The following is a 7,571-nucleotide window of genomic DNA, read 5'->3' on the forward strand; positions in this document are numbered from 1 at the left end:
CCCCCCGCCCCGGCGCCGCCGGCCCGCGCCGCGGGCAACCTGCGCGGCCGGCTCACCAGCTTCGTCGGCCGCGAGAACGACCTGGCCGCCCTGCGCTCGCTGCTCGCCACCAGTCGGCTGGTCACCCTGACCGGCCCCGGCGGCTCCGGCAAGACCCGGCTGTCGGTCGAGGCCGGCCGGCTGGAGCAGGGCGCCGGTCACTGGCCGGACGGCGTCTGGCTGGCCGAGCTGGCCCCCGTGGAGCGCCCGGACGCGGTGCCCGGCGCGGTGGTCTCGGCGCTCGGCCTGCGCGAGACCGTGCTGCACACCGGCGGCAGCATGGTCGCCGAGGTGATCGAGGCCCGCACCGGCGACCCGGTGCGCCGGCTGGTCGAGCACTGCGGGCGCCGCCGGATGCTGCTCGTCCTGGACAACTGCGAGCACCTGATCCAGGCCGCCGCGGACCTCGCCGAAAGCCTGCTCACCGAGTGCCCCGGCCTGACCGTGCTGGCCACCAGCCGTGAGCCACTGGGCGTGCCGGGGGAGACCGTGCTGCCGGTGGAGCCGCTGCCCGACCCGGTGGCGCTGCGGCTGCTGGCCGAGCGGGCCGCCGCCGCCCGCCCCGGCTTCGACCCGGAGAGCGACCCGGAGGCCTGCGCCGAGATCTGCCGCCGGCTGGACGGCCTGCCGCTCGCCATCGAGCTGGCCGCCGCCCGGCTCCGGGTGATGACGGCCCGGCAGATCGCCGACCGGCTGGACGGCCGGTTCGCCCTGCTCACCGCCGGCAGCCGGACCCTGCTGCCGCGCCAGCAGACGCTGCGCGCGGTGGTCGACTGGAGCTGGGACCTGCTCGGCAAGCAGGAGCGCGCGGTGCTGCGCCGACTGGCCGTGTTCGCCGGCGGCTGGACGCTGGAGGAGGCCGAGGCGGTCTGCTCGGACGGTGCCGAGGTGCCCGCCGAGGAGGTCGCCGACCTGCTGCTCTCGCTGGTCGACAAGTCGCTGCTGGTCGCCGACCTGGACGGGGACGGCCCGCCGCGCTACCGGATGCTGGAGACCATCCACGAGTACGCGGTGGAGCGGCTGGCCGAGGCGGGCGAGACCGGGGCGACCGAGGGACGGCACGTCGAGCACTTCCGCGAGCTGGTCCGCACCGCCGAACTGAACGTGCACGGCCCGGCGCAGCTGCACTGGCTGACGGTGCTGGAGCGGGAGCACGACAACATCCGGACCGCGCTGCGCCGTGCCGTCGACCGCCGGGACGAGGACGAGGCGCTGGTGCTGGCGCTGGGCATGAGCTGGTACTGGGCGCTGCGCGGCTTCAGTCAGGAGGCCCGCCGCTGGTACGAGGCGGTGCTGGCGATCGGCCCGGACCCGTTCGGCCCGGACGCCCTGCGGGTCCCGTTGGACCGGCACGTGCTGGAGTACCCGTCGCCGTTGCCTCCGGAGGCGGTCGCCGAGGGCCGCCGGTCGCTCGTCATCCACCGGCTGATCAGCATGTTCGACGGCAACCTGGACGTGCTGGCGGATCCGGAGGCGGTCTCCGCCGCCCGGAAGGTCACCGAGGCCTACACCACGGATCTGCCGCAGGCCTACCGCTTCCCCGGGCTGATGCGGGTCTTCGGCGCCTTCCTGGTCGGGCGGCTGGACGGCGTGAAGGAGCTGATGGACGACGCGGTGGAGGGCTGCCGGCGGCACGGCGGCCTCACCGACCTGGCGTTCATCCTGCAGATCCGGGCCAAGATGATGAACGACTGGCCGGACGGCGCGGCGCAGAGCGTCGCGGACGGCGAGGAGTCGCTGGAGCTGTACCGCCGCACGGGCGACCTGTGGGGGATGTCCCAGGCGCTGTCCGCGCGCGGCGAGTCGCTGGCCAACCAGGGCCGTTCGGCGGAGGCCGTCGAGGCGTACCGGCGGGCGATCGAGCTGGCCGAGGAGCTGGGCGCGCCGCAGGAGGTGCCGACGCTCCGGGTACACCTGGGCTCGGCGATGCTGGACGCGGACCTCGACGCCGGGGAGGGCCAGATCCGCGAGGCGCTGGCGGGGATCGAGCCGGGGGAGAACCAGGCGACCAACGGGGCGCTGCTCTTCGGGCACCTCATGCTCTGCGGCGTCCAGGCCCGGCGCGGCAACTACGCGGCGGCGCTGGCCGAGCTGGACGCGCTGCGCTGGACGCGGGTCGGCGCGTTCGCCCCGGACGTGGTCGGCGGGATGCTGACCGTCACCCGGGGCTGGATCACCGCGCAGAGCGGCGATCCCGACCGGGCTCTCGAACTCCTCCACGAGGGGCGGGAGTTGCTGTGGTCGGTGCCGGCCAGTGCGAGCGGGTTCGTCTCGCAGCTGTCGGTGATGCTGCTGCCGCCGGTGGTCGGGGTGCTGGAGTCCTTCGCCCAGCGTGACGGGGACCTGGACAAGGCCCGTCGGGCCGCCGTGCTGTTCGGCGCGCACGCCGGGATGAACGGGCCGCGGGGCGGTTTCCTCGACCGGGTGGAGCGCGAGCGGTGCGAGGAGAGCCTGCGCGAGCTGCTCGGTGACGCGGTGTTCGAGGCGGCCTTCGCCGAGGGGCGCGGGCTGTCCGTGGCGGAGGCCGAGGCGATGGTCGACCGGATGGTCGGCCGCCCCCGGACCGGCTGACCCGAAGCCGGCCGATCCGAAGCCGGCCGATCCGAAGCCGGCCGACCCGAAGCCGGCCGACCCGAGCCAGGCCGATCCGAAGCCGGCGGACCCCGGGGCGCCCTCCGTGCGCGCCCCGGGGTCCCGCCGTCCGCTCATCGCTCAGGTCCGCTTGCGGAACCGGGCGACGGCCAGCGGCGCGAACACCGCGGTGATGCCGACCGACCAGGCCAGCACGATGATCGTCGGGTGCGCCACCGCGCCCTGGCCGTTCATCAGCGCCCGGCAGGCGTCGGCCAGCGCGGACAGCGGGTTCACCTTGGTGAAGGACTGCAGCCAGCCCGGCATGGTGTCGGTCGGGGCGAAGATCGAGCTGCCGAACTGCATCGGCATCAGCACCAGCATGGAGACCCCCTGGACGGCCTGGGCGCTGCGCAGGGCCATGCCGAGCAGCATCGAGATCCACACGATCGACATGCCGAACACCAGCGACAGGCCGACCGCCGCCAGCGCCCCCAGCACGCCGCCCTTCAGCTCGAAGCCGATGAGCAGCGAGAACACGATCATGATGGTGAAGGACAGCAGGGCGCGGCAGGTCTCCGCCGCGATCTTGGACAGCAGCACCGAGGAGCGGCCGATCGGCAGGGTGCGGAAGCGGTCCATCACGCCGGTCTGGAAGTCGCTGTTGAGGCCGGTGCCGACGGCCATCGCCAGGGTGAGGCCGGTCTGCCCGAGCAGGCCGGGGATCATGTACTGCTTGTAGGCGTCCTGGCCGCCGGAGATGGCGCCGCCGAAGACGTAGACGAACAGCACCGTGAAGATGATCGGCATCAGGATGGCGTCGAACATCGACTCCGGGTCGGCCTTGATCCGCATCAGGTTGCGGCGGGTCAGCGCGCCGACGTGCCGCAGGTGGCCGGGCAGGCCGATCCGGGTGTCCTCGGCCCGCGACGGGGCGAGCGTGGCGGTGGTCATGCGACGGGCTCCTTGGCGAGGCTGGGGGCGGCGTCCGCGGGCGCCGGACGGTCCGCGGGCTTGCCGGTGATGGCGAGGAAGACCTCGTCCAGGCTGGGCAGCTTGGTGTCGATGCCGGCGACCGCGAAGCCCCGGGTGCCGAGCACGCCGATCACGGTGGTCAGCTGCTCGTCGGCGGTGATCGGCACCGAGAGCAGACCGGTGTCGGCGGAGAAGGTGGCGGTGACGCCGGTGTCCTGCAGGCAGTGGGCCATCTCGCGCAGCTCGGCCGGGTGCACCGGGCGGACCTGCAGGGTGCGGCCGCCGACCTGGGCCTTGAGCTCGGCTATGCCGCCGGCCGCGATCACCCGGCCGCGGTCGATGACGGTCAGCTCGTCGGCGAGCTGCTCGGCCTCCTCCATGTACTGGGTGGTGAGCAGCACGGTGGAGCCCTCGGCGACCATCCGCTGCACCTCGTCCCAGACCTCGTTGCGGGTGCGCGGGTCGAGGCCGGTGGTGGGCTCGTCCAGGTAGAGCACCTTGGGCCGGCCGATCATCGAGGCGGCCAGGTCGAGGCGGCGGCGCATGCCGCCGGAGTAGGTCTTGGCGGGCCGCTTGGCGGCCTCGGTGAGCGAGAACCGCTCCAGCAGTTCGGTGGCGCGGGCCTTGGCCTCCCGGCGGGAGAGGTCGAGCAGCCGGCCGATGAGGTAGAGGTTCTCGTAGCCGGAGAGCAGTTCGTCGACGGAGGCGTACTGGCCGGTGAGGCCGATGGTGCGGCGCAGCTGCTTGGGCTGGCGCAGCACGTCGTAGCCGCCGACGAAGGCGGTGCCGGCGTCGGGCTTGATCAGGGTGGACAGCACGCGGACCAGGGTGGTCTTGCCCGCGCCGTTGGGGCCGAGCACGCCGAGGACGGTGCCCTCGCGCACGGTGAGGTCGACGCCGTCGAGCGCCTTGGTGGTGCCGAAGTGCTTGACGATGCCGTGCACCTCGACGGCGTTCCCCGCGGCGGGCCCCCGGTCGTTCGGGGCGGTGGAGATTCGTGTCATGGGCCAAGGCTGTCGGCCCCGGCTGTCAGCCCGCTGTCAGGGGGCGGCGGGGGCGGCGGAGCGCTGTCTCCCCGCTGTCACGCCGCTGTCAGCCGTCCCGCTGTCAGCCGTCCCACCGCTGTCATCCGGGGCCCGGCCCGGCCGTGGCCTGGCCCCGGTGACGGCGCGCGTCAGTGGAAGGTGTGCTCCGGCGCGGGGAAGGCACCGCCGCGGACGGGNNNNGCGGCGGCGTCGCCGAGGACGGCCCGCAGGTCGGCGTACTGCTTGACGAACTTGGGCACCCGGCCCGCGGTCATCCCGGCGAAGTCGGTCCAGACCAGCACCTGGGCGTCGCAGTCCGCGCCGGCGCCGATGCCGACGGTGGGGACGGTGAGCTGTTCGGTGACCTGCCGGGCCAGCTCGGCGGGCACCGCCTCCAGCACCACCGCGAAGGCGCCGGCCTGCTGCACCGCCTTGGCGTCGCGCAGCAGCTGGTGCGCGGCCTCGTCGCCGCGGCCCTGGACGGGGTAGCCGCCGAGCGCGTGCACGGACTGCGGGGTGAGGCCGATGTGGGCCATCACCGGGACGCCGGCCTCGACCAGCAGCTCGATCGAGCGGGCGCTGCGCTCGCCGCCCTCCAGCTTGACCGCGCCGACCCCGGCCTCCTTCATCAGCCGGGCCGCGTTGTGCATCGCCTGGGCCGGGGACTCCTGGTACGAGCCGAACGGCAGGTCGGCGACGATCATCGCGCGCTTGGTGCCGCGGACGACGGCGGCGGCGAGCATCACCATCTGATCCATGGTCACCGGCACGGTGGTCTCGTAGCCGAGGTGGCAGTTGCCGGCGGAGTCGCCGACCAGCAGGACGGGGGTGCCGGCCTCGTCGAAGACGCCGGCGGTGAGGGCGTCGTAGGCGGTCAGCATCGACCACTTCTCGCCGCGCTGCTTGGCGGCGGCGAGGTCGCGGACGGTGACGCGGCGGTTGGCGACCCCACCGTAGAGGGTGGCGGTCGACGCCTGGTTCTGGGCAGGCGAGGGCGAAGAAGCGTTCATCGAACAGGCTCCTGAAGGGTTGTCGTCTCGTGGCGCCGTGCGGCGTCCCCGGATCACCTCCATGCTTGCACGGCCCGGCGCGGGTGCAAAAGGGGCGGGTGCCACTCCGCTTGCGGCGGCCGTCGCGGAGCGCGCGGGAGGGGCTTTGCCAGAGCTTTGCGATACGGGTTCGTCTCGTATCGAAATCGCCGCTACGCTGAGCGAGGGGGTTTTACGAGACGGCATCGGATCGAAATTTCCCCCGGCGTCTCGCGCCGTACGCCCGCGCCGGCCCGCACCACGCCGCGCCGCACGGCACCACGCCGCACCACACCGTTCACGCAGTTCCGCGCCGTTCCACGACGGGAAGAACCCATGACCACCGCAGCCGCGCCACCCCGCGTGCCGGAAGCCGTCCACCGCCGTCGCTGGGCGATCCTGTCCACCCTGGTACTCGCCCTGATCGTCGTCGTGCTCGACAACTCGATCCTCAACGTCGCGATGAAGACCATCGCGTCCCCGGCGCCCATCGGCATCGGCGCCAGCCAGAGCGACCTGGAATGGTCGATCAACTCGTACACGCTGGTCTTCGCCGGACTGCTGTTCACCTCCGGCCTGCTCGGCGACCGCTTCGGCCGCAAGCGGGCCCTGCTGGCCGGCATGGCCGTCTTCGGCGTCGCCTCGCTGCTCTCCGCGCTCGCCACCACGCCCGGCGAGCTGATCGGCTACCGCGCGCTGATGGGCGTCGGCGGCGCGCTGGCCATGCCGGCCACGCTCGCCATCATCATGAACGTCTTCGAGCGTTCCGAGCAGCCCAAGGCGATCGGCATCTGGGCCGGCTCCGTCGGCCTGGCCATCGCGATCGGCCCGATCACCGGCGGCCTGCTGATCGAACACTTCTGGTGGGGCTCGGTCTTCCTGGTCAACGTGCCGATCGTGGTGGTCGCGCTGATCGCGATGGCGCTGCTCGTCCCCGACTCCAAGGACCCGAACCCGGGCCGGATGGACCCGGTCGGCGTGCTGCTGTCCGTCGTCGGCCTGGTCGCGCTGATCTACGGCATCATCAAGGGCGGCGAGCTGGCCGACTTCACCGCCGTCGAGGCCTGGGGCCCGGTGCTGGTGGGCCTGGTCGCGCTGAGCGCCTTCGTGCTCTTCGAACGCCGCACCGCGCACCCCGCGCTGGACGTCAACTGGTTCCGCGACAAGGTGTTCAGCTCGTCGGTGGTCGTGATCGCCGTGGTCTTCTTCGCGCTGATGGGCGTCTCGTTCTTCGGCGTCTTCTACACCCAGAGCGTGCGCGGCTACAGCGCGCTGGAGGCCGGCGCGCTGATGCTGCCGCTGGCCCTCGGGCAGTTGGTGTTCTCCCCGCGCGCCCGGCTGGTGGTCGACCGCATCGGCGTCCGCGCCACCTGCGCCGCCGGCATGCTGCTCATCGCGGCCGGCTTCCTCGGCTACCTGCTGCTGGACGCCACCACCCCGATCTGGGTGCTGGTCGTGCTCGGGCTGCTGATGGGCACCGGGATGGCGCACGTCATGCCGCCGATCACCGTCTCGATCATGAGCTCGCTGCCCCGGGAGAAGGCGGGCGCCGGCTCGGCCGTCAACAACACCTTCCGCCAGGTCGGCGGCTCGCTCGGGGTCGCGGTGCTCGGCGCGGTGCTGTCCACCGTCTACCGCGACGGGATGTCCGACCGGCTCGCCCGGTTGCCCACCGAGGAGCTGCGGGCGAAGGCCGGCGAGTCGCTGGAGGCCACCCTGGCCGTCGCCGCCCGGCTCGGCGACCAGGGCAAGGAACTGATCGTCCCGGCCAACGACGCCTTCATCCACGCCATGCACGTGGTGGCCGCGCTGTCCGCCGGGATCACCGTGGCCGGGGCGGTGCTGGCCTGGTACCTGCTGCCCGGCAAGGCCCCGGCCGGCGGACCCGCCGGTCCGCCCGGGGCGCCCGGCGTGTCCGGCACGACGGGGACGG

Annotated in this window: 5 protein-coding genes; 2 read left to right on the forward strand and 3 right to left on the reverse strand. The window is 73.3% G+C overall.

The genetic code is table 11. From position 1 onward, the window contains the following. Positions 1–2,610, forward strand: a 2,610-nt coding sequence (locus tag ABD308_RS18525; RefSeq protein WP_344335834.1) for an ATP-binding protein, incomplete at its 5' end; no start/stop codon positions are given. 141 nt (positions 2,611–2,751) lie between these two features. Here ABD308_RS18525 and ABD308_RS18530 read toward each other — a convergent pair. The 3 genes from ABD308_RS18530 to panB all read right to left on the reverse strand — a co-directional run bounded on the left by ABD308_RS18530 (position 2,752) and on the right by panB (position 5,620). Beyond that, positions 2,752–3,564, reverse strand: a complete 813-nt coding sequence (locus ABD308_RS18530; RefSeq protein ID WP_344335837.1) for an ABC transporter permease — start codon at positions 3,562–3,564, stop codon at positions 2,752–2,754. Beyond that, entirely contained in the window at positions 3,561–4,589 is a 1,029-nt protein-coding gene (locus tag ABD308_RS18535; protein ID WP_344335839.1) for an ATP-binding cassette domain-containing protein, read from the reverse strand. Before ABD308_RS18535 ends, ABD308_RS18530 begins: the two co-directional genes overlap by 4 nt. A gap of 170 nt (positions 4,590–4,759) precedes the next feature. Next, complete coding sequence (panB, locus tag ABD308_RS18540) at positions 4,760–5,620, reverse strand: 3-methyl-2-oxobutanoate hydroxymethyltransferase (protein WP_344335841.1); 861 nt, start codon at positions 5,618–5,620, stop codon at positions 4,760–4,762. 354 nt (positions 5,621–5,974) lie between these two features. Here panB and ABD308_RS18545 point away from each other — a divergent pair. Then, positions 5,975–7,571 (forward strand): MFS transporter (locus tag ABD308_RS18545; RefSeq protein ID WP_344335843.1); only part of this gene is annotated, 1,597 nt, incomplete at its 3' end.

The sequence above is a fragment of the Kitasatospora putterlickiae genome, assembly GCF_039527695.1.
Lineage (GTDB): Bacteria > Actinomycetota > Actinomycetes > Streptomycetales > Streptomycetaceae > Kitasatospora > Kitasatospora putterlickiae.

What these genes read in the sequence shown, in the direction of transcription:
- ABD308_RS18530 (WP_344335837.1), bottom strand. Translation starts at nt 3,564, where the DNA reads ATGACCACCGCCACGCTCGCCCCGTCGCGGGCCGAGGACACCCGGATC.
- ABD308_RS18535 (WP_344335839.1), bottom strand. Translation starts at nt 4,589, where the DNA reads ATGACACGAATCTCCACCGCCCCGAACGACCGGGGGCCCGCCGCGGGG.